At 71.0% G+C, this 21,634-nt stretch carries 16 protein-coding genes; 5 read left to right on the top strand and 11 right to left on the bottom strand.

All coding sequences use genetic code 11. The features are described from left to right. Nucleotides 1–2 precede the first annotated feature (2 nt). The 9 genes from AC1DZA_RS03180 to AC1DZA_RS03140 form a co-directional block, all read right to left on the bottom strand. Nucleotides 3–1,010: an arabinan endo-1,5-alpha-L-arabinosidase gene (locus tag AC1DZA_RS03180; RefSeq protein WP_476771668.1), complete on the bottom strand. Its 1,008-nt coding sequence runs from the start codon at nt 1,008–1,010 to the stop codon at nt 3–5. 26 nt (nt 1,011–1,036) lie between these two features. Further along, the gene (gene arfA / locus AC1DZA_RS03175; RefSeq protein ID WP_476771667.1) at nt 1,037–2,551 is read right to left on the bottom strand and encodes an arabinosylfuranosidase ArfA; all 1,515 of its coding nucleotides are present in this window, start codon (nt 2,549–2,551) and stop codon (nt 1,037–1,039) included. Nucleotides 2,552–2,590: 39 nt separating this feature from the next. After that, entirely contained in the window at nt 2,591–3,538 is a 948-nt protein-coding gene (locus AC1DZA_RS03170; protein WP_309973686.1) for a carbohydrate ABC transporter permease, read from the bottom strand. After that, nucleotides 3,538–4,503, bottom strand: a complete 966-nt coding sequence (locus AC1DZA_RS03165) for a carbohydrate ABC transporter permease (RefSeq protein ID WP_476771666.1) — start codon at nt 4,501–4,503, stop codon at nt 3,538–3,540. Before AC1DZA_RS03165 ends, AC1DZA_RS03170 begins: the two co-directional genes overlap by 1 nt. 70 nt (nt 4,504–4,573) lie before the next feature. Further along, complete coding sequence (locus AC1DZA_RS03160) at nt 4,574–5,902, bottom strand: ABC transporter substrate-binding protein (protein WP_309973689.1); 1,329 nt, start codon at nt 5,900–5,902, stop codon at nt 4,574–4,576. A gap of 192 nt (nt 5,903–6,094) precedes the next feature. Then, the gene (locus AC1DZA_RS03155) at nt 6,095–7,114 is read right to left on the bottom strand and encodes a LacI family DNA-binding transcriptional regulator (RefSeq protein ID WP_476763455.1); all 1,020 of its coding nucleotides are present in this window, start codon (nt 7,112–7,114) and stop codon (nt 6,095–6,097) included. Between the two features lie 109 nt (nt 7,115–7,223). Then, nucleotides 7,224–8,120: a phosphatase PAP2 family protein gene (locus AC1DZA_RS03150; protein ID WP_476771665.1), complete on the bottom strand. Its 897-nt coding sequence runs from the start codon at nt 8,118–8,120 to the stop codon at nt 7,224–7,226. A 115-nt stretch (nt 8,121–8,235) separates the two neighbouring features. Next, nucleotides 8,236–9,510, bottom strand: coding sequence for a multidrug effflux MFS transporter (locus tag AC1DZA_RS03145; protein ID WP_476771664.1), 1,275 nt, complete (start codon nt 9,508–9,510; stop codon nt 8,236–8,238). A gap of 196 nt (nt 9,511–9,706) precedes the next feature. Then, the gene (locus AC1DZA_RS03140) at nt 9,707–10,897 is read right to left on the bottom strand and encodes an ROK family protein (RefSeq protein WP_476771663.1); all 1,191 of its coding nucleotides are present in this window, start codon (nt 10,895–10,897) and stop codon (nt 9,707–9,709) included. A gap of 144 nt (nt 10,898–11,041) precedes the next feature. Between AC1DZA_RS03140 and AC1DZA_RS03135 the strand changes: the two genes are divergently transcribed. From AC1DZA_RS03135 to AC1DZA_RS03115, 5 genes are read left to right on the top strand one after another with little or no spacing between them, the layout of a single operon-like run. After that, the gene (locus tag AC1DZA_RS03135) at nt 11,042–12,337 is read left to right on the top strand and encodes an ABC transporter substrate-binding protein (protein WP_476771662.1); all 1,296 of its coding nucleotides are present in this window, start codon (nt 11,042–11,044) and stop codon (nt 12,335–12,337) included. Between the two features lie 14 nt (nt 12,338–12,351). Beyond that, complete coding sequence (locus tag AC1DZA_RS03130; protein ID WP_476771661.1) at nt 12,352–13,389, top strand: carbohydrate ABC transporter permease; 1,038 nt, start codon at nt 12,352–12,354, stop codon at nt 13,387–13,389. Further along, the gene (locus tag AC1DZA_RS03125) at nt 13,386–14,255 is read left to right on the top strand and encodes a carbohydrate ABC transporter permease (RefSeq protein WP_476762220.1); all 870 of its coding nucleotides are present in this window, start codon (nt 13,386–13,388) and stop codon (nt 14,253–14,255) included. The genes AC1DZA_RS03130 and AC1DZA_RS03125 overlap by 4 nt, the downstream gene beginning before the upstream one ends. Beyond that, nucleotides 14,252–16,669 (top strand): beta-xylosidase/alpha-l-arabinosidase, encoded by a 2,418-nt coding sequence (locus AC1DZA_RS03120; protein WP_476771660.1) that lies wholly within the window; start codon nt 14,252–14,254, stop codon nt 16,667–16,669. The genes AC1DZA_RS03125 and AC1DZA_RS03120 overlap by 4 nt, the downstream gene beginning before the upstream one ends. Further along, nucleotides 16,666–18,270 carry a glycoside hydrolase family 43 protein gene (locus AC1DZA_RS03115; protein WP_476771659.1) on the top strand — a complete coding sequence of 535 codons (1,605 nt, stop codon included), beginning with the start codon at nt 16,666–16,668 and terminating at the stop codon, nt 18,268–18,270. The genes AC1DZA_RS03120 and AC1DZA_RS03115 overlap by 4 nt, the downstream gene beginning before the upstream one ends. Nucleotides 18,271–18,322: 52 nt before the next feature. Here the strand turns inward: AC1DZA_RS03115 and AC1DZA_RS03110 are convergent, their stop codons facing one another. Together AC1DZA_RS03110 and yicI are read right to left on the bottom strand one after the other, a co-directional pair. Continuing rightward, entirely contained in the window at nt 18,323–19,393 is a 1,071-nt protein-coding gene (locus AC1DZA_RS03110) for a LacI family DNA-binding transcriptional regulator (protein WP_476762417.1), read from the bottom strand. A gap of 63 nt (nt 19,394–19,456) precedes the next feature. Continuing rightward, nucleotides 19,457–21,634, bottom strand: a complete 2,178-nt coding sequence (gene yicI, locus AC1DZA_RS03105) for an alpha-xylosidase (protein ID WP_476771658.1) — start codon at nt 21,632–21,634, stop codon at nt 19,457–19,459.

Genomic DNA, 21,634 nt, shown 5'->3' with positions numbered 1-21,634 from the left:
CCTCACCAGTGCAGCTCGGGCCACCCCTCGGCATCCCAGCCGAGCGGCAGCAGCGCGAGCTGGAACTGCCCGTTCAGGTCGCCGTCGTAGTAGTGCAGCGCCATCATCCCATCCGACACGGACTGCCCGCCGGGTCCGATGCGGTGTCCCTGGGTCTCGAGCAGCACCGTGCCGCCGTCCTCGAGCAGCGGGACGCCGTCGCGATCGACGAACGGCCCCGTCGGGGCATCCGCTCGGCCGACGGCGATCTTGTACGTGCTGTCGGCGCCCTGGCAGCAGGCGTCGCGTGAGACGAAGAGGAACCACGCGCCGTCGTGCTCGACGAGGTACGGCGCCTCGATGGCGTTCGGCGGCGCGCCGCGGTCGGCGAGGCGGAGCGGCTCGGCCTCGTCGGCGCGCAGCCCGCCCGGCCACGCCAGCTCGACCATGCGGATGCCGCTCCAGAACGAGCCGAACGACATCCAGGGCGTGCCGTCCTCGTCGGTCGCTACGCCGGGGTCGATGGCATTGAAGTCGTCGCTCGAGTCCGATTCGATGACCGGCCCGCGGTCCACCCATTCGTACGCCGGGTCGTCGGGATCGAGCGTGGTGTTGGTCGCGAGGGCGATCACCGAGGAGTTCTTGCCGAACCGAGACGCCGAGTAGTACAGGTACCAGGTGCCGTCGTGCTCGACGAGCTCGGGTGCCCACAGGTTGTCGACGCCGGGTACGGCCACGTCGATCCAGGCGGGCTTCTCGTCCCACACCTCGCCCTCGTAGCGCCAGGTGCGGCCGTCGGACGACGAGCGGACCTGCACGTTGCCGTCGGCGACCGTGCCGTTGCCGGTCGAGTAGACGTACCAGGTGCCGCCGTCCTTCGCGAGCGCCGGGTCGTGCGTCGAAAGGTCGCCCGACAGCTGCCACGCGCCAGAAATCGGCGCACAGCCGGCGAGCGCCGACATCAGCATCAGCAGAGCGGATGCCGCGACGAGCGCGATCCCCGATCGGAACGCGGCGCGGCGCGGCGGCATGGACGACCGCCGCGCCGCGCCGGGCCTCAGCCGAGCGAGATCGCGGTCCACGACACCGGCGGCAGGGTCACAGCGAGCTCGCCGCCGTCGATGCGCACGGAGTCGTTCGCCCGGGGCGCCACGCGCTCGGGCTCCTCGAGGGTGTTCTTCGCGTACACGTCGTCGTCGGACAGGGTGTGGGCCTCGAGCACCGAGAGGTCACCGCCGAGCGTGGCGATGTCGATCGTGAGGGTCAGCGCCTCGTCCTGGCTGCGGTTCACGAGGAACACCGCCGTGCGGCCGGTCTCGCGTTCGTGGGTGGCCACGGCGTCGACGAGAGGGACCTCGCCGTACTCCTTCGTCTCGTACGTCGGCGCATCGAGCTTCAGCTCGAGCGCCTCGCCCTGCGCGAGCCGCGACGTGATCGAGAACGGGAAGAACGTCGTCTGCCGCCACGCCGGGCCGCCGGGCTCCGTCATGATCGGCGCGATGACGTTCACGAGCTGTGCGAGCGAGGCGCTCGTGACCCGGTCGGCGTGCTTGATGAGCGAGATCATGAGGTTGCCGAACACCACGGCGTCGGCCACGGAGTACACGTCCTCGAGGAGGCGCGGCGCGACCGGCCAGTTGTCGAGCCCCTCGATCTTGTCGACGTTCTGGAACCGGGAGAGGTACCAGACGTTCCACTCGTCGAACGAGATGTTCACGGTCTTGTCGCTGCCGCGCACGGCCTTCACGTGGTCGGCGGTCGCGACGACCGTCTCGATGAAGCCGTCCATGTCGACCGCCGAGGCGAGGAAGCTGCCGAGGTCGCCGTCCTTCTCCTCGTAGTACGCGTGGCACGAGATGTAATCGATGTCGTCGTAGGTGTGCGAGAGCACGACGCGCTCCCACTCGCCGAACGTCGGCATGTGCGCGCTGGACGAGCCGCAGACCACGAGCTCGACCGACGGGTCGAGCTGGCGCATGGCCTTCGCGGTGCGCGACGCGAGCTTGCCGTAGTCCTCCGCCGAGCGGTGGCCGAGCTGCCACGGACCGTCCATCTCGTTGCCGAGGCACCACATCTTCACGCCGAACGCGTCGGTGCGGCCGTTGTCGATGCGGCGCTGCGAGAGGGCGGTGCCGCCCGCGATGTTCGAGTACTCGAGCAGGTCGAGCGCCTCGAGCGTGCCCCGGGTGCCCAGGTTCACGGCGAGCATCAGCTCGCTGCCCACCTGGTCGAGCCAGCCGGCGAACTCGTGCAGGCCCACCTCGTTCGTCTCGGTGGAGTGCCAGGCGAGGTCGAGGCGGCGCGGCCGTTCCTCGCGGGGCCCGACGCTGTCCTCCCAGCGGAAGCCTGAGACGAAGTTTCCGCCCGGGTAGCGGATCGTCGAGACGCCGAGCTCCTTCACGAGCTCGACGACGTCGGCGCGGAAGCCGTCGGCATCGGCGGTGGGGTGGCTGGGCTCGTGGATGCCGTCGTAGACGTGCCGGCCGAGGTGTTCGACGAAGCCGCCGAAGACGCGCCGGTTGACGGGCCCGATGGTGAAGTGCGGGTCGATGGTCAGGCGTGCGGTGGGCATGGACTGCTTTCTGTCTGAGGTGCGGTGGATCTGTCGGGACTACTTGATGCTGCCGATGGCAAGGCCGCCCTGCCAGTAGCGCTGGAGGAACAGGAACGAGAGGATCAGCGGCAGGATCGACACGAACGAGCCCGTCGTGATGAGGTTCCAGACCTGTTCGCCGCCGGCGCCCGCGTTCGAGAGCGCCGTCCAGCGGTTCAAGCCGACGGTGACGGGGAGCAGGTCGGGATCGGTGAGCACGGCGAGGGGAAGGAAGAAGTTGTTCCAGGTGCCGACCACCGAGAGCAGCAGCACCGTGACGATCGCCGGCCGGAGCAGCGGCAGCGCCACCTGGAAGAACGTGCGCAGCTCGCCCGCGCCGTCGATGCGGGCGGCCTCGAGCATCTCGTCGGGCACGGCGTCCTGCGTGTAGACGCGCATCAGGTACACGCCGAACGGGCTGAGCAGGCTCGGCAGGATGACGGCCCACGGCGTGTTGATGATGCCGTACTGGCTCAGCAGCATGAACGTCGGGATCACGAGCGCCGTCAGCGGCACCATGACGGAGCCGAGGATGATCGTGAACACGGCGCCACGACCTCGGAACCGGTACTTCGCGAAGCCGTATCCCGCGAGGATCGCCAGCACGGTCGCACCGATGCCTCCGGCGAACGCGTAGACGAACGAGTTCGCGAGCCAGCGCCAGTAGATGCCGCCCTGGTGCGTGAACAGCCCCGCGATGTTCTCGAAGAGGGCGAAGTGGTCGTCGAACCAGAACGGGCTGGAGCCGAACAGGCCCGACGTGTTCTTCGTCGCGGCGACGACGAGCCACCAGATCGGGAAGACGAAGTAGATCGCGAGGATGATCAGGAAGGCCTGTGAGCCGATGCGGCGCCCGCCGTTGCGACGGCGTCGATCGGATGCGCCGCGGTCGGTCCGCGAGGGCACGCCGGTGACCGTCGTGAGGGGTTCGTCGCGCACGTCGGCGCGGGGTGCGAAGACGCTCATCACTTGAGTCCGCTCTGCTTGCGCGTGAGGAAGAGGAAGACGAAGGACCCCGCGAACACGAGCATGCCGAGCGAGAACGCGATGGCCGAGGCGTAGTTGAACTGGCTGTAGGAGAACGCCAGCGAGTACGCGTACATGTTCGGGGTGTAGGCCGCGTCGATGGCGCCCTGCGCGATGTTGCGGAGCACCACCGGCTCGGTGAAGAACTGCAGCGTGCCGATGAGGGCGAACGTGATGACCATCACCACGGAGGACGAGATCATCGGCACCTTGATGCGGGTCGCCGTCTGCCAGCCGTTGGCCCCGTCGATGCGGGCGGCCTCGTAGATCGCCGGGTCGATCGATCGCAGCGCCGCGTAGATGACCACCATGTAGTAGCCCGACCACTGCCACGTGACGATGTTGACGAGGCTCGCGAACACGGTGTCGGAGGCGAGGAAGTCTGGCGTGGGCTGGCCGATGAGATCGAACAGGGTCGCGCCAGGGCCGAACCGGGGGCTGTAGAGGAAGCTCCACATGAGGGCGCCGATGACGACGGGGATCGCGTACGGCGCGAAGATCAGCAGCCGGGAGAGGCTCGCGAGGCGGGTGACGAGGGTGTCGAGCACGAGCGCCGCGGCCATCGCGACGATCAGCTGCGCCGGGATCATCACGACCGCGAATGCCGCCACGCGCAGGAGGCCCTCGAGGAAGAGGGGGTCGCTGAACGCCTTCAGGTAGTTGTCGATGCCGGTGAACTTCGTGCCCGTGGCGAGCGTCGAGGTGAACAGGCTCATGCCGAAGGCGTAGAACAAGGGGAAGATCAGGAAGAGCGCGAACACCAGGAGGAACGGGGAGACGAACAGCCACCCCCAGCGCTGGCGACGCTGCTCGAGCTTCGATCCCCCTCGGGGCGCGCGCCGCCTCGCGGGCCTCGCGGGCGCCACGGCCGCGGCGGGTGCGGCCAGGGTCGAGTGCGTGGTCATGGTCTCGCTTCCTTCATCGGTGCGTGCGATGGGTGCCGCGTCCCGGCGAGCGCCGGGACGCGGCATCCGGTCACTGGAGGGTGAAGCCCTGCTCGGTGGCGTACTGCTCGAGCGAGGCCTGCAGGTCGTCGAGCGCCTGGTCGGAGCCCTTCTCGCCCTGCACCATCGCGTACAGCTCCTCGGTCAGCTGGTCGTAGGCGTAGTTCTGGAACGGGCTGAACGTGAAGCCCGTGTAGCCCGCCGCCGCCGGGAGGAACACGTCCTTGTTGATCTGCTGGCCGCCGAAGAACGGGTACTCGAGGTCGCGGAAGTAGTCGGACTCGAGGATCGGCTTCCACAGCGGGAACAGCGCGGCCTTCTCGATGCCGATCTTCCACGCCTCCTCGGTGCCGAAGACCTCCTTGGCGACGACCGCGGCCGCCTCCTTGTCCTTGGCCTGGCTCGTCACGGCGAACGTCGAGCCGCCCCAGTTGATCTGCACGGGGTTGGCCGGATCCCACTGGGGAACCGGTGCGGCCTTCCACTCGGCGTCGGCGTCGGCGTCGGAGAGGCCCCCGAGGTAGCCGGGGCCCCATGCCGCGGCGACGTAGATCGCGTAGCTGCCGTCGACGAGCTTCGTGTTGTAGTCGGCGGTGAAGGCGTCGTCGGTCGCGACGAGGCCGTCCTTGACGAGCTGGTCCCAGTAGGCGAGCACGCTCTTCGAGCCCTCGTCGTTCACGTCGATGCCGATCGAGGTCGGCTCAGCGTTGTCGTAGGCGAACGGCACGGAGCCGGCCTGCGCGAACAGGGCCTGGTTGTAGGCACGGCCGTTGGTCGGGAAGTCGGCGAGCACGCCGGGCGCGCCCGCGTCCTTCAGGGCCTGCGCGGCGGCCGCGAACTCGTCCCACGTCGTGGGCACGGCGATGCCGTACTGGTCGAGGATGTCCTTGCGGTAGAGCATGCCCATGGGGCCGCCGTCGACCGGGATCGCGTAGACGGCGTCGCCGCTGGAGACGTCCTTCCATGCGCCCTCGGTGTAGTCGCCCTTCACGTCGTCGGCGCCGAACTCGGTGAGGTCGACGAGTGCGTCGCGGATCGAGAAGCTCGAGAGCACCTCGGACTCGAGCATGATGACGTCGGGGGCGCCCGAGCCCGACTCGACGGCCGTCGAGAACTTCGTGTACTCGTCGTTGCCCTGGCCGGCGTTCGTCCAGCAGATCTGCACGTCATCGTGGTTCTCGTTGAAGAGGTCGACGACGTCTTCGAAGGCGGGGTACCAGGCCCAGACGCTGACCTGCGTCGCGTCGGGCTTGGTGATCTCGTTGGTGCAGGATGCTTCGGCCTCGCCGGCCGAGCAGCCCGTGAGCGCGGCGGCGGCCACGGCGATGACGCCGCTCGCGGCCAGGATCTTCGACTTCATGGCTGTGTTCGTTCCTCTCGCGGTGCTGACACCGTTGTCTCTGGCGATGTGCTCGAACTCGCCGCGAGAGGGGGCTCCACGGCGAGTTCCGAGTCTTCTACAACGTTGTAAAGTAAACGTTGTAGAGACATGGTGCCGTGCGATCCGTTCGATGTCAAGCCGCATGACGACACCGTGACGGATGGCCCCCGATCACGCCGGACGCGGTCGCGCGGACTCGCGCTCTGCGATCGTGAAGTCCGCGAGGAGCAGTCGCGGAGGCCCAGCCGCGTCGGCCGTCTCGATGCGCTGCAGGAGCGTGCGGACGGCCGTCCTGGCGATCCACTCCCGCCCCGGATCGACCGTCGTGAGCGACGGGATCGTATAGCGCGCCTCGTCGAGGTCGTCGAACCCGATGACCGCGACGTCTTCGGGCACGCGGCGCCCCGACTCCTGGAGGGCGCGCATCGCACCCAGCGCGAGCGTGTCGTTGAGCCCGAAGACGGCGTCGAACTCCACGCCGCGGTCGAGCAGCTCGTGCAGGCACCTGGCGCCGTTCGACCGATGCCAGAGCGTGGTGTAGCCGATGATCGACTCGTCGAACGGCACGCCCGCGGCATCCAGCGCCTCGCGATAGCCGCGCAGGCGCAGGCCGGCGGAGCCGATCACCTCGCCCTCGTGCGCGCCGATGACGGCGATGCGGCGCCGGTCCGACTCGAGCAGCAGCTGCGTGGCTGCGCGGGCCGCCTCCACGTTCTGCATCGTCACGTGGTCGGCCGGGCCGTCGAAGATGCGCTCGCCGAGCACGACGAGCGGGTACGGCACCTCGAGCCGCTCGACGTCCTCCTGCCCCATGCCGAGCGGGCTGAAGATCAGCCCGTCGGTCATCTTCAGGCGCGGGCTGCGCAGGAGCTCGATCTCGCGGTCGCGGTCTCCGCCGGTCTGCTCGACGAGCACCACGACCCCGGCCTCCTCGGCCGCCTCGATGACGGATGCCGCGAGCTCGGCGAAGTAGCTGAGCCCCAGGTCGGGCACCGCGAGGGCGATCGCGCCGGTGCGGCCCGATCGCAGGCTGCGAGCGGTGAGGTTCGGCGTGTAGCCGAGCTCTGCGACGGCGGCCTCCACGCGCGCCCGGGTCGCCGGGCGGATGTGCGGATAGTCGTTGATGACGTTCGACACCGTCTTGATGGAGACGCCGGCGAGCTTCGCGACATCGTGCAGCGTCGACGCCATGGACGGCCTCCTCGATTCCTGAGCGCCCACTCTACAACGTTGTAGGCGCCTGCCGGAGTCGTGGTCGGGCGACGGCGTGGCGACGCCTCGGGCGTCGGTGGGGCGACGGTCAGGCCGCGGTGCCGCGGGGCCGCGCGGGCGGCGTGACGTGCGCCTGCGCCCGCTCGGCATTGCGCTTCGAGACCCGGGCGATCCACGCGAGGCGTTCGCGCTCGAGCGGCGTCGCGAAGACCGCCCAGAGCACGAGGGCGGCGCCCGCACCCACGAGGAGTCCGCCGAGCGTGTCCGAGAGCCAGTGCGCGCCCAGGTACGTGCGGCTCACGGCCATCAGCACGGTGTACGCCGCGCCGGTGATCCACACCCAGACGATCGGCACGATCACCCCGATCGCCACAGCGATCGTGGCCGCATTCGCCACATGCCCCGACGGGAATGAGCCGAAGTCCGAGTGCACGAGGATGTCCTCGGGCCGCGCCCGGCCGAAGAGGTTCTTCAGCAGCTGCACGACCCCCGCGCTCACGATCGACGCGACGATGAAATACAGCGCCCCCCACGGCCTGCGACAGACGAGCAGCACCACCGCGATGACGACGGGCACGACGAACACGCCGAAGACCCCGCCGCCCAGGTCGTTCATGAAGAACGCGAAGATGTCGCCGACCGGCCCCCGCGCCTCGAACAGCTCCTCGGCCCACTCCTCGTCGAACTCGAAGGGCAGCCCGTCGAATCGCGCCATGATCACGAGGCCCAGGAGCGCGGCCATGACGACCGCGACGATCCCGGCCACCAGCGGTACGCGTCGCCCGAGCCGGCGGGCCCGCGCCTCCCGCTGCACGGGATGCAGGTCGTCGACGGCGGCCGGCGTCTCGTCGTGGCCGGCGGCCTCGGCCTCGGTGTCGGGCGCCTCCGCGTCGGGCGCGTCCGCTTCAGCAGCGTCCAGGTCGGGCGCTGACGTGTCGAGTGCGTCGCTCGGTCGGCGGGTCGGCTCCTCGTCGCGGTCCGTCATCCGTCCACGCTAGCCAAGGTCGGCACGATCGGATGCCGCGGCGCGCGCCCCTTGACATCGGCGGGCGTGGTCGGGTTCCGCCGCGCGGTCGCCGACCCGCGGCATCCGACGCCCGTCAGTCGCTGAGCGGCGGCACCGTCTTGGGCCGCACGAGTCCCCAGAGCGCGGCGACCGCGACGATCGCCGCCAGCGCCATGATGAGGGCCATCGGGCCCGCGCTGCCGACGCCCATGAGGCCGATCAGCGGCGAGATGACCCCGGCGAGGCCGAAGTTCAGCGCGCCGAGCAGCGACGCGGCCGTGCCGGCCTCGGCGCCGTGGTGCGCGAGGGCGAGCACCTGCACCGCGGGGAACGAGAACCCGCAGGCGAGGATGTAGAACCACAGCGGGATCGCCACCCCCCAGAAGCCGGCGTCGGCGCTGTCGAGCACGATGATCGCGACCGCCATCGCGAGGTGCACCATCGTCATGATCGCGAGGATCCACTGCGGCTGCACCGACCCGCGCATGAGCCGCGAGCTCGTCTGCACGCCGATGATGATGCCGATGGAGTTCACCGCGAACAGCAGTCCGTACTGCTGCGCGCTGAAGTGGTAGACCTCCTGGAACAGGAACGACGACGTCGAGAGGTAGCCGAAGAGGCCCGTGAACGTCATGCCGCCGACGATCGCCGCGCCGAGGTACACGCGGTCGCGGAAGAGCGCCGCGTAGCGGTCGCGCAGCGTCGAATGCCCGGCGACGTGGCGGCGTGACTTGGGCAGGGTCTCGACGATCAGGAACGCGACCGCGAGGAGCACCACGGCGCCGTAGATCGCGAGCACGACGAACACCCCGCGCCAGTCCATGACGTTGAGGAGCTGCGAGCCGATGACGGGCGCCAGCACGGGCGCGAGTCCGTTGACGAGCGCGAGGCGCGAGAGCATGCGCACCAGCGGCTTGCCGCCGAACAGGTCGCGCACCATCGCCATGGCGACCACGCCGCCGGCGGCCGCGCCGAAGCCCTGCAGCAGGCGGAAGGCCATGAGCCAGCCGATGTCGGGCGCGAGCGCCGCCGCGACGGATGCCGCGATGTGCAGCGCCGTGGCGAGGATGAGCGGCAGGCGGCGACCGACCTTGTCGCTCCACGGTCCGACGATGAGCTGGCCGAGGCCGAAGCCGATCATCGTGCCGGTGAGGGTGAGCTGCACCGCCGCGGCGTTGACGCCGAGCTCGGACTGCAGCACCGGGAACGCCGGCAGATAGAGGTCGATCGTGAACGGCCCGAGCGCGGTGAGCGCGCCGAGCACGAGCACGTAGACGAGGCGCTGGCGCCGGGAGAGGAGGTCGCCGGGGTGCGCGGGCGCCGAGTAGTCGTCGGGCCGGATGATGGGGATGGAGGCGGTTGAGGACATGCTGATCCTGGGCGTGCTCGAGTGCGGCGGCGCACGCCCTCGGACGCCGGGAAACAGGAACGACGGCATCCACGCGGGATGCCGTCGTGAGGCGATCTCGGCCGTCGGGCGGCCTCGAATCGATTCGACTGTGAACGATTCTAGCGGATGCCTCCCCCCACCACGCAACGGGGAATGCGCATCCCGAGCGTTTCGGTCAGCCCTCCTGGAGCGGATCCGCGAGCAGCCGTTCGAACGCGAGCTCGGCCGCGCCGATCGCCAGCCGGTCCTCGCCGAGGGCGGCGACCCGGATGACGAGCTCCTCCCCCGCGGCGGGCATCGCCTGCGCGGCGACCGCCGCGGCGAGGGCGTCAGGGTCGCTCTCGGCCACCGTGGCGAGGAACCCGCCGAGCACCACCAGCGACGGGTTCAGCACGTTGACGGCGTTGGCCAGGGCGGTCGAGAGGATGCGGCGCTGCCGCGCGAGCTCGGCCGCGACCTCAATCGCTTCGGGGGCGTCGGGCGCAGCCAACGCGGCCGCGAGGGCCGATGCGAGCGTCGGCTCGTCGGCGGCCGGGAGCCCGACGACGGCGAGCAGGCGGGCGCGGCTCACCTCGTCCTCGAGCACGCCGCCGGTGGCGCGACGATCCTCGGCCGACGGGATGCCGGGTCGGTTCTGGCCGAACTCGCCGGCGTAGCCGCCCGAGCCGCCGATCGGCTGCCCGTGCACGATGAGGCCGCCGCCGATGCCGCTCGCGCCGCCGTTGAGGTAGACGATGTCGTCGACGCCGCGACCGGCTCCGAAGAGGTGCTCGGCGAGGGCGCCGAGGCTGGCGTCGTTGCCGACGAAGGCGGGCAGGCCGGTGGCCTCCTCGACGAGGGTGCGCAGCGGGGCATCCGTCCACTCCAGGTGCGGCGCCAGCCGGATGAGGCCGTCTGACGCCCGCACGAGTCCGGGCACGGCGAGGCCGACCGCGACCATCCGGCTGGAGCGGAGCACGTCGCCTCGCCAGCGCTCGATCGTGCGGCCGACGAGGTCCGCGGTCTCTTCCGGGGTGACGAGGTGGTCGACCTCGAGGCGCTCGCGCACGGCGATGCGTCCGTCCAGGCCGACCGCGGCGATCGTGACGGCGTCGACCTCGGGGTTCACGGTGACGGCCATCACGTCGGGGTGCGGGGCGACGACCGGTGAGGGCCGGCCGACGCGATTGGTCGGGTCGGGCGCCCGCTCCTCCACGAGTCCGGCGTCGACGAGCTCACCCGCGAGGGCGGCCACGGTGGAGCGGTTGAGCCCGGTCGCCGCGGTGAGGCGGGCGCGCGAGAGCGGCCCCTCGAGGTGCACGAGCGCGAGGAGTTTCGAGAGGTTTCGACGGTGGACGCCGTCGAAGGTTCCGGGCCGGTCTGCCACGCGACCACTCTAGGGGCGGGCGGATCCGGCGTCCCAGCGGCGCGCCCAATTTGTTGCGCTTGACCCCAAATGCGAAGCCACGTACTATTCGAGGCGTCCAGATCACTTTCGACGTAGTCGTCGAAACTTTCGAGAGGTTCAAAGATGAACAGACGCAGCATGACACGGCTCGTCACGCTGGGAGCCGTGGCCGCACTCGCCGTCGGCACCCTCGCCGGGTGCGCCGCCGGAGGTGACGACTCGGGCGACGGTTCGACCGAGCTGAGCTTCTGGCACAACTCCACCACCGGCCCCGGCAAGGCCTACTGGGAGCAGACCGCCAAGGACTTCGAGGCGGAGCACCCGGGCGTCGACATCAAGATCCAGTCCATCCAGAACGAGGACATGGACGGCAAGCTCCAGACCGCCCTGAACTCTGGTGACGCACCTGACATCTTCATGGCGCGCGGCGGCGGCAAGCTCGCGGCCGTCGTCGAGGCCGGCCAGGTGCAGGACCTCACCGACCAGCTCTCCGACGACACGAAGACGGCGCTCGGCGACGCCTCGCTCGCCGCCCTCTCGGTCGACGACAAGATCTACGGCGTGCCGTCATCGGTGCTGCCCGGCGGCATCTACTACAGCAAGGACCTGTTCGCCCAGGCCGGCATCACCGCCCCGCCCACGACCTTCGAGGAGCTGAGCGAGGACGTCGACAAGCTCAAGGCCGCCGGCGTCGCCCCCATCGCGCTCGGCGCGAAGGACGCGTGGCCCGCCGCCCACTGGTACTACTTCTTCGTGCTGCGGGAGTGCTCGGAGGACGTCGTGGCCGGACTTGCCACCGACCCCGACTTCTCCGACGAGTGCTTCCTGCGCGCCGGCCAGGACCTCGCGGACTTCGCCGCGACCGAGCCCTACAACGAGGGCTTCCTCACGACCTCCGCGCAGCAGGGCGCCGGCTCGTCGGCCGGCCTGGTCGCCAACCACAAGGCCGCCATGGAGCTCATGGGCGCATGGGACCCGGGAGTGATCGCCTCGCTCACGCCTGACGAGAAGCCGCTCGCCGACCTCGGCTGGTTCCCCTTCCCGGCCGTCGACGGCGGCGACGGCGGCGAGGGCGCGATGATGGGCGGCGTCGACGGCTACAGCTGCTACGTCGACGCACCCAAGGAGTGCGCCGAGTTCCTCGAGTTCGCCTCGCAGAAGGCGCAGCAGGAGGCCTACGCCGACGCGTTCGTGACCCTGCCGGCGAACAAGGACGCCCAGGGCGTCGTGACCGACCCCGCGCTGCAGGAGGTGCTCGCGTCGTACAACGACGCGCCGTACGTCTCGGTGTGGCTCGACACGCTGCTCGGCCAGAACGTCGGCAACGCATTGAACGTGGGTGTCGTCGACCTGCTCGCCGGCAAGGGTGACGCCCAGGGCATCGTCGACGCCGTCGAAGACGCCATCAAGAAGGGCTGAGAGGCTCTCGCACCATGAACGTTCGCACCAGCTCCCCCGCACCGAGGCGAGCCCCGGCGGACGACGTGCGGGCCGGGGACGAGCTCTCGTCCCCGGCCCTGCGCCGGGCCGGCGACGCGCCGGCCCCGGTCGCGCGTCGCAGCCGGCGCGACTGGCGGAAGGTCCTCGAGATCGCCGTGCTCGTCGGCCCGGCCCTCGTGATCTTCCTCGGCTTCGTCATCTTCCCGGTCGTCATGGCCGGCTACTACGGCTTCTTCAAGTGGAAGGGCTACGGTCCGCCCACCGACTTCATCGGCCTGCAGAACTACGTCACGATCTTCCAGGACCCCACGTTCCAGGAAGCCCTCTGGCACAACCTCGTCATCGTCGTGATGTCGCTCGTGCTGCAGGGCCCGGTGGCGCTGCTGCTCGCACTGCTCCTCAACCGTCCGATGCGCGGCCAGTCGCTGATCCGGGTGCTCATCTTCGTGCCCTACGTCATCGCCGAGGTCGTGGTCGGCACCGGCTGGAGCCTCATGCTCCAGTCCGACGGGGCCCTCAACGGCCTGCTCGACAAGGTCGGCCTCGGCGCCTTCACCCAGGACTGGCTCTCGAACCCCGACCTCGCGATCTGGACGCTGCTGGGCATCATCACGTGGAAGTACGTCGGCTTCGCCGTCATCCTCTTCCTCGCCGGACTCCAGGGCATCCCGCAGGAGCTCACCGAGGCCGCGCAGATCGACGGCGCGTCGTACTGGCAGATCCAGCGGCGCATCACGCTGCCGCTGCTCGGTCCGACCCTGCGCATCTGGGCGTTCCTGTCGATCATCGGCTCGCTGCAGCTGTTCGACCTCGTGTACATCATCTGGGGCCAGTACATCGCCTCGACCGCGGGCACCTCGACGATGGCGACCTACATGGTGGCCAACGGCCGCAACGCCGGCAACTACGGCTACGGCAACGCGGTCGCGGTCGTGCTCTTCCTCATCTCTCTCGTCGTCGCCCTCGTCTACCAGCGCTTCGTGCTGCGCCGTGACACGGCCGGCGCCCTCACCGAACGGAGCGAGCCATGACCGCCTCGGCCATCGCCATCCCACGGGCCAGACGACCGCGCAACGGCCGGCTGCCCTGGGGCAGCCCCGCGATCTACTTCGGCGCCCTCGTGGTCATCGCGCTCATGCTGGCGCCGATCCTGTACATCATCATCGGCGGCTTCCGCACCAACGCGCAGATCACCGCGGACCCCTCGGGCATGCCCGACCCCTGGGTCACGAAGAACTACGCCGGAGTGCTCAGCAGCACGACCTTCTGGGGCGAGGTGGCGAACTCCACGGTGGCCGCCGTCGTCACGACGATCGGGGTCGTCGCGCTCGGGCTCATGGCGAGCTACGTGCTCGCCCGCTACCAGTTCAAGGCGCGCGGGCTCCTCTACGCGCTCTTCGCCGCCGGCCTGATGTTCCCGATGACCGTGGCCATCACGCCGCTGTACATCGTGGTGCGCAACCTCGGCCTGATGAACTCGCTGGCCGGCATCATCCTGCCCCAGATCGCCTTCGCCCTGCCGACGACGATCATCATCCTGGTGCCGTTCCTGCGCGCCATCCCCGACGAGATCGAGGAGGCCGCCTCCATCGACGGCGCCTCGCGGCTCGGGTTCTTCTGGCGCATGGTGGTGCCGCTGGCGCTGCCGGGCGTCATCACCGTCGGCATCCTCGCCTTCATCGCGAGCTGGAACAGCTACATCCTGCCGCTGTTCATCCTGAACAACGAGGACAGCTTCACCCTGCCGCTCGGCGTGCAGGCGTTCGCCTCGCAGTACTCGGTCGACACCGCCAAGGTGCTCGCCTTCACGTCGCTGTCGATGATTCCCGCCCTCATCTTCTTCAGCATCTTCGAGCGCCGCATCGTCGGCGGCCTCACCGGGGCGGTGAAGGGATGACCGAGCCGATGACGTCGATCCAGTCCTCGACGACGGATGCCGCGGCGGATGCCACGTCGACGACGGATGCCGCGAGCGACCGCGTGACGACGGATGCCCCGTGGCGCGACCGGTCGCTGACCCCGACCGCCCGTGCGAGCGCCCTCATCGCCGAGCTCACCCTCGAGGAGAAGATCGCCCAGCTCTACGGCATCTGGATGGGGGCCTCGGCCGACGGCGCCGACGTGGCACCCCACCAGCACGAGATGACCGGCGACGTCGACCTCGATACCCTGCTCCCCAAGGGACTCGGCCAGGTCACCCGCGCCTTCGGCACCGCGCCCGTCGACGCGGCGGTCGGCGCCCAGTCGCTCGCCCGGCTGCAGGAGCGCATCGTCGCGTCGAGCCGGTTCGGCATCCCGGCGCTCGTGCACGAGGAATGCCTCGCCGGCTTCGCCGCCCACGGCGCGACCGCGTATCCGGTGCCGCTGTCGTGGGGCGCCACCTTCGATCCCGGCCTCATCGAGCAGATGGCCCGCCGGATCGGCGCCGACATGCGCTCGGTCGGCGTGCACCAGGGGCTCGCCCCGGTGCTCGACGTCGTGCGCGACGCGCGATGGGGCCGCGTCGAGGAGACCATGGGCGAAGACCCCTACCTCGTCGGCACGGTCGGCACGGCGTACGTGCGCGGGCTCGAGGCATCCGGGATCGTGGCGACGCTCAAGCACTTCGTCGGGTACTCGGCGTCGCGGGCGGGCCGCAACCTGGCGCCCGTCTCCGTCGGGGCACGGGAGCTCGCCGACGTGCTGCTGCCGCCGTTCGAGATGGTGGTGCGCGAGGCGAAGCCGCGTTCGGTGATGAACGCCTACACCGACCTCGACGGCGTGCCCACCGCCGCCGACCGCGACCTGCTCACCGGACTCCTGCGCGAGACGTGGGGCTTCGACGGCACCGTCGTCGCCGACTACTTCTCGGTCGCGTTCCTGCAGACCCTGCACGGCACCGCCGGCGACCTCGGCGAGGCGGCCGCGGCCGCGCTCGAGGCCGGCATCGACGTGGAACTGCCCACCGTGCACGCCTTCGGCGAGCCGCTCGTGCATGCCGTGGCCGACGGCCGCGTCGACGAGGCGGTCGTCGATCGGGCCCTGCTGCGCGTGCTCGTGCAGAAGGTCGAGCTCGGCCTGCTCGACGACCCGGCCGCGCCGCCCGCGGCGAGCGCTGCCAAGGGCACGATCGACCTCGACCCCGCCGAGAACCGCGCGCTCGCCCGTCGCATCGCCGAGCAGGCGATCGTGCTGCTGCACAACGACGGCACGCTGCCCGTGGCCGCCCCTGCCCGCATCGCGGTGATCGGCCCGACCGCCGACGACCCGCTCGCGGTGCTCGGCTGCTACGCGTTCCCCACGCACGTCGGCGTGCACCACCCGGAGAGCGGCCTGGGCATCGAACTGCCCACGCTCGTCGAGGCGCTGCGCGCGGAGTTCCCGGACAGCGAGATCACGCTCGCGCCGGGGACCTCGATCGACGGCGCGGAGATCGACGGCATCCCGCACGCGGTCGAGCTCGCGGCATCCGCCGACCTCGTCGTGCTCGCCCTCGGCGACCGCGCCGGCCTCTTCGGCCGGGGTACCAGCGGTGAGGGCTGCGACGCCGAGAGCCTCGACCTGCCCGGTGCGCAGGGAGCGCTGCTCGAGGCCGTGCTCGACGCCGGCACGCCGACCGTGCTCACGCTGCTCGCGGGCCGTCCGTACGTGCTCGGAACGGCACCCGAACGTGCCGCCGGCATCGTGCAGGCGTTCTTCCCCGGCGAGGAGGGCACGCGCGCCGTGGCGGCCATCCTCTCGGGACGGGTGAACCCGAGCGGGCGCCTGCCCGTGAGCGTGCCGGCCACGCCCGGTGCGCAGCCGTCGACCTACCTGGCGTCGACGCTCGCCCGCAGCAACGGCGTGTCCAACATCGACCCGACCGCGAGGTACCCCTTCGGACACGGGCTCGGCTACACGACGTTCGCCTGGCGCGACCTCGAGGTGACGGCGGGCGAGGCGTCGACCGACGGCGCACTGCGGCTGTCGCTCACCGTCGAGAACACCGGCGACCGCCCGGGTGCCGAGATCGTGCAGCTGTACCTGCACGACCTGGTCGCCTCGGTGGTGCGACCGGTGCAGCGGCTGATCGGGTTCGAGCGCGTGGAACTGGCCCCCGGGGCATCCGTCCGCCTCGACGTCGAGGTGCCGGCCGATCTCGCGGCGTTCACCGGGCGCGACGGTCGCCGCATCGTCGAGCCGGGCTCGCTCGTGCTGGGCTTCGGGCGGTCGAGCGCCGACCTGGCGCTGCAGGCGACCGTCGAGCTCACCGGGCCCGTGCGTGTCGTCGACCACACCCGCGCCCTGCACCCGGTGTGGTCCGCCCAGCCGATCGGCCACGAATCGCCGTGACCGCCGCACGCAACCCGGTGCTGCCGGGATTCCACCCCGATCCCAGCATCTGCCGGGTGGGCGACGAGTTCTTCGTGGTGACCTCGACGTTCGAGTACTTCCCCGGCCTGCCGGTGCACCGCTCACGGGACCTGGTCGAGTGGGAGCTCGTGGGCCACGCGGTGCACCGCGAGGAGCAGCTCGACCTGTCGTCCGTGGCGGCGTCAGGCGGGCTGTTCGCGCCGACGATCCGCCACCACGACGGCCGGTTCTTCGTGGCCTGCACCCTCGTCGGCGGCGAGGGCCGGCAGGGCAGCTTCGTGGTCACGGCGACGGATCCGGCCGGACCGTGGTCGGATCCGTCATGGATCGACGACGGCCCCGGCATCGACCCGTCGATCCTCTTCGACGACGACGGGCGGGCGTGGTGGTGCGGCACCCGGCTCGCCGATCCGGGCGACTGGCCGGAGCAGACCGAGGTCTGGGTGCGCGAGCTCGACCTCGCCGCGATGTCGCTCATCGGCGACGAGCACGTCGTCTGGCACGGTGCGGTCGAGGGCGCGGTGTGGGCCGAGGGTCCGCACCTCTACCGACGAGACGACGACGTGCTGCTGCTCGCCAGTGAGGGCGGCACCGAGCGCCACCACGCCGTGAGCGCCGCGCGCGGCCCGAGCCCGACCGGCCCCTTTACCGGGTCGAAGGCGAATCCCCTGCTCACCCACCGCCATCTCGGCGGCGCGGTCGACGTGGCGAATGTCGGCCATGCCGACCTCGTCGACGACGGCCGCGGCGGATGGTGGGCGACGGCGCTGGCGACGAGGCGGCTGCCCCGGGGCGACGGCGGCGAGGCGCGAGCCGACGCGCTGCAGGGCCGCGAGACGTGGCTCGTCCCCGTGGCGTTCGAGGACGGCTGGCCCGTGTTCGCGCCGGGATCCGGCCGTCTCGCCGAGGAGGTCGAGGTTCCCTGGGCGGACGCGCCGGCCGCCGGGGCCAGAACTCTCGTCGACGACTTCGACGGCCCGTCGCCGCATCCCGAACTGCTGCAGGTGCGCACCGCCCCCGGTGCACCCCGCGCCCGGCTGGGCGAGCGCCTGGGATTCCTGCGCCTCTCCGCCGTGTCGCGCGCCCTGCAGCAGCCGGTCGCGCACGCCTTCGCGGGCTTCCGCCTCGAGCAGCCGGTCGCGACGCTCGCGACGGTCGTCGAGATTCCGGATGCCGCGTCGCCGGGCCTGCTCGCCGGGCTGGCGCTGCGGCTCACCGACGACCGGTTCGTGACGCTCGGCGTTCGCGCGGGCACGGACGGCCGCGTGGTCGAGCTCGTGCTCCACCTCGACGGCGACGACCGCCTGCTCGGCGTCGTGGACGTGCCCGCGGGCCCGATCGGCCTCGTCCTCGAGATCGACGGCTTCGCGGCCGTCGCCCGGGCCGAGTCCGGCGAACGGCCCATCCCGGTCGGCACCGTCGACCTCACGCCGCTGAGCCCGAGCGAGGGAGGCGGGTTCGTCGGCGTCGTCGGCGGGGTGTTCGTGGTCGGCGAGCCCGCGGCAGCCGCAGACGGCGCCGCGGCCGCGGCATGGGCCGACTTCGACCGGCTCAGCCTGGTCCACGCGCCGGCGCGCTGAACGCGCGGGTTCCGCGCGTTCCGCGGGCCGGCACCGCCGGCCGGGTCCTCCCCTACCCGGCCGGCGGTGCCGTGCTCTCGCGCACGACGAGGCTCGTCGCGAGGTCCATGCGCGGCGTGGGCGCCGACCCGGTCGCACCCGACACGGCATCCGTCGCACCGTGCTCGTGGTCGAGCTCGTCGGCGAGCCGGATCGCGAGCCTGGCGGCCTCCTCGCCCATGCGGCGCAGCGGCTGGTGCACGGTGGTGAGCCGCGGCGTGAGCCAGCGCGCGAGCGGGATGTCGTCGTAGCCGACGATCGAGAGCTCCTCCGGCACCCGGATGCCGCGCTCGCGCGCCGCCTCCATGACCCCGAGCGCCTGCATGTCGCTGCCGGCGAAGATCGCGGTGGGCCGGTCGTCGCGGCCGAGCAGCTCGCGGGCGCGCTCGCGTCCGCCGCTCACGTGGAAGTCGCCGAACCGGATCCAGTCGGGCTCGATGGCGAGTCCCGCGGAGTTCATCGCCGACCGGTAGCCGTCGACCCTGGCGAGGGAGCACATCATGTCCTCGGGGCCGGTGATCGCGGCGATGCGCGTGTGGCCGAGTTCGATGAGATGCCGGGTGGCCGCGAGGCCGCCAGACCAGTTCGCCGAGCCCACCGAGGGCGCGTCGGGCGACGGGTCGCCGGCGGGATCCACGATGACGAACGGGATCGCTCGCGAGTGCAGGCGCTCGCGGTACTCGGGCGCGAGCTCGGAGAAGACGAGGACGATGGCGACCGGGCGTCGCCGCATGACGCCTTCGATCCAGTCGGGGTCGGGCGCGTGCCGGCTGCCGCTCACGGTGAGCACGACGCTCAGGCCATGCTCCTTTGCGACCTGTTCCACGCCGCCGATCAGCTCCATCGACCAGATCGGGTCGAGCTCGTGGAAGACGAGCTCGATGAGCTCGGCACGCGACTCGGAACGGCCGCCGCCCCGGCGTCGATAGCCGCGCTCGGCGAGGAGCTGCTCGACGCGGGCGCGCGTGGGCGGCGAGACATCCGCCCGGCCGTTCAGCACCTTCGAGATCGTGGACAGCGAGACGCCCGCCTCCTCGGCCACGCTCGCGAGCGTGACACGGCCGTCTGCGGCATCCGTTTCCATGTTTCGAATTCTAGGCCCGAAAGTTGCGACGGCGAAGATGCTATGCAAGCGCGCCGCGCGGGGTCAGCCGCGGAACTCCTCCGGCGTGCCATCCTCCTCGACGATCGGCACGACCGCGTCCTCGCGCACCCACAGCGGCACCGTGTCGAACCCGTGCACCTCGCGCCGCCAGCCGCCGCCCTCGGCGACCTCGCGCGTGAACCAGTTCGTCCACCGCCCGGCCGGCAGGTAGTACTCCACCTCACCCGATGCCGAGAACACCGGCGCGACGAGCAGGCTCGGTCCGAGCAGGTACTGCCGGTCGAGGTGGGCGACGGCGGGGTCGCTTGGGAACTCGAGCTGCATCGGCCGCATGATCGGCCGCCCGGTGCGATGCGCCTCCTCGCCGGCCGCGACGAGGTAGGGCCGCAGCGACGCCTTGAGCTTCGTGAACGTCCGCGCCACCTCGACCGCGCTCTGGCCCGCCGCCTCGCTGCCGTCGTCGAACGCCCACGGCACCCGATAGCTCGTCGAGCCGTGCAGGCGCGAGTGGCTCGACAGGAGCCCGAACGCGAGCCAGCGCTTGAACACGGCGGGGTCGGGGTCGCCCTCGAAGCCGCCGATGTCGTGGCTCCAGTAGCCGAAGCCGCTCAAGGCGAGCGACAGGCCGCCGCGCAGGCTCTCGGCCATCGACGTGAACGACGAGGAGTTGTCGCCGCCCCAGTGCACGGGCATCGACTGGCCGCCCGCGGTCGCCGAGCGGGCGAACAGCACCGCCTGACCCACGCCGCGCACCTCCTCGAGCACGTCGAACACGGCCCGGTTGTAGAGGTCGGTGTAGCGGTGGTGCATCGCCTCGGGGTCGCTGCCGTCGTGCCACACGACGTCGATCGGCACCCGCTCGCCGAAGTCGGTCTTGATGGCGTCGACGCCCTGGCCGAGGAGCGTGCGCACGTGCTCCTGGAACCAGCGCATGGCCTCGGAGTTCGTGAAGTCGACGAGCGCCATGCCCGCCTGCCAGAGGTCCCACTGCCAGACCGACCCGTCGGGCCGGCGCACGAGGTACCCCCGCTCGGCGCCCTCGCGGAAGAGCCGCGACCGCTGCGCGATATACGGATTCAGCCACGCGCTGACCTTCAGGCCGCGCTCGTGGAGGCGCGCGAGCATGCCCTCGGGATCGGGGAAGACGGCCGGATCCCACTCGAAGTCGGTCCAGTGGAACTCGCGCATCCAGAAGCAGTCGAAGTGGAACACCTCGAGCGGGATGTCGCGCTCGGCCATGCCATCGATGAACGAGTTCACCGTCGCCTCGTCGTAGTCCGTCGTGAAGCTCGTCGAGAGCCACAGCCCGTACGACCACTCGGGCACCCGTGCGGGGCGGCCGGTGAGCCGCGTGTAGCGGTCGAGCACCTCCGCGGGGCTGGGCCCGGCGATCACGAAGTACTCGAGCGACTCCCCCGCCACCGAGAACTGCACCTGCTCCACGGCCTCCGAGCCGACCTCGAACGACACGTGCCCCGCGTGGTTCACGAGCACGCCGTAGCCGCGGTTCGTGAGGTAGAACGGCACGTTCTTGTAGGCCTGCTCGCTCGACGTGCCGCCGTCGGCGTTCCAGATGTCGACCGTCTGGCCGTTCTTCACGAGCGGGCCGAACCGCTCGCCGAGTCCGTACACGAGCTCGCCCACGCCCAGCGAGAGCTGGGTGTGCAGGTACGCGGATGCCTCGGCGAGGCCGGTCGTCGTGATGCCGGCCACCCCCGTGGGCTCCGCGGCGACGGGCGCGCCGGGCGCGAGCTGCACGTAGCCCACGGACTTGTGCCCGCTCGTCGTGTAGACGCGGTCGTCGCCGGCCTCGGTGGCGTCCTCGGCGCCCGAGTCCTCGCCGTCCCCCGCCCGCTCGAACGACAGCTCCCACGGCGCGCCGCGGCGCACGCGGGCACGCAGGGAGCCGGCGTCGACGACGCCACCCTCGTCGTCGACGGTGAGCTCGGGCCGGTATGCGGCATCCGTCGCGATCTCGAAGCCGGGGTCGCGCCGCCCACCCTGGTGGTGCTCGACGCGCACCCGGATGACGCCCTCGGCGGGGCTCGCCAACGACACCGTGAGCATCGGACGGTTGAGGGTGTCGCCGCGCCGCTCCACGACCCGCGTCGACGCCCAGGCGACGAGCTCGTCGCCGACGACCGCGAGGTCGCGCACGTCCTGGGCGTAGAGCGCCTCGACGCCAGGACGCGTGTGCCAGAACCCATCGGTGAACTTCAT

This window comes from Agromyces sp. P2_B3 (assembly GCF_056404815.1).
This window is presented reverse-complemented; position numbering and strand designations above follow the sequence as displayed.

Coding starts and splice junctions, on each gene's coding strand:
- AC1DZA_RS03145 (WP_476771664.1), bottom strand. CDS start 9,510: ATGTCCTCAACCGCCTCCATCCCCATCATCCGGCCCGACGACTACTCG.
- AC1DZA_RS03170 (WP_309973686.1), bottom strand. CDS start 3,538: ATGAGCGTCTTCGCACCCCGCGCCGACGTGCGCGACGAACCCCTCACG.
- arfA (WP_476771667.1), bottom strand. CDS start 2,551: ATGCCCACCGCACGCCTGACCATCGACCCGCACTTCACCATCGGGCCC.
- AC1DZA_RS03150 (WP_476771665.1), bottom strand. CDS start 8,120: ATGACGGACCGCGACGAGGAGCCGACCCGCCGACCGAGCGACGCACTC.
- yicI (WP_476771658.1), bottom strand. CDS start 21,634: ATGAAGTTCACCGATGGGTTCTGGCACACGCGTCCTGGCGTCGAGGCG.
- AC1DZA_RS03160 (WP_309973689.1), bottom strand. CDS start 5,902: ATGAAGTCGAAGATCCTGGCCGCGAGCGGCGTCATCGCCGTGGCCGCC.
- AC1DZA_RS03135 (WP_476771662.1), top strand. CDS start 11,042: ATGAACAGACGCAGCATGACACGGCTCGTCACGCTGGGAGCCGTGGCC.
- AC1DZA_RS03130 (WP_476771661.1), top strand. CDS start 12,352: ATGAACGTTCGCACCAGCTCCCCCGCACCGAGGCGAGCCCCGGCGGAC.
- AC1DZA_RS03180 (WP_476771668.1), bottom strand. CDS start 1,010: ATGCCGCCGCGCCGCGCCGCGTTCCGATCGGGGATCGCGCTCGTCGCG.
- AC1DZA_RS03165 (WP_476771666.1), bottom strand. CDS start 4,503: ATGACCACGCACTCGACCCTGGCCGCACCCGCCGCGGCCGTGGCGCCC.
- AC1DZA_RS03155 (WP_476763455.1), bottom strand. CDS start 7,114: ATGGCGTCGACGCTGCACGATGTCGCGAAGCTCGCCGGCGTCTCCATC.
- AC1DZA_RS03110 (WP_476762417.1), bottom strand. CDS start 19,393: ATGGAAACGGATGCCGCAGACGGCCGTGTCACGCTCGCGAGCGTGGCC.
- AC1DZA_RS03120 (WP_476771660.1), top strand. CDS start 14,252: ATGACCGAGCCGATGACGTCGATCCAGTCCTCGACGACGGATGCCGCG.
- AC1DZA_RS03125 (WP_476762220.1), top strand. CDS start 13,386: ATGACCGCCTCGGCCATCGCCATCCCACGGGCCAGACGACCGCGCAAC.